The following is a 241-nucleotide window of genomic DNA, read 5'->3' on the forward strand; positions in this document are numbered from 1 at the left end:
CTATCTCAAGCAGTTCCACAAGAAATACCAGGATCCATCCCGACTCGCCGGCCTAATGAAGGAGAACCGGGCCCGGAAATGGACGCTCCTGCATATCCGCATGTCGCGGCAGTATCGCCCGGAGAACCCGGAACTGCCGACGCTCGATCCCTGGCAGAACCGGACCAAGCCGCCGGCTGAGCAGTTCGTCTTCGAGCGCAACCCGTTCTTTCATCGAATAGACGAGAATGGCCGGCAACTG

1 pseudogene is annotated in these 241 nt (G+C 59.3%); it reads left to right on the top strand.

The annotated features are described in order from the left end of the window. Positions 1–241 (top strand): annotated as a pseudogene (locus AC0L2O_RS37400) (ABC transporter substrate-binding protein); the annotation flags it as partial.

It is taken from the genome of Bradyrhizobium sp. Kon10 (assembly GCF_055807395.1).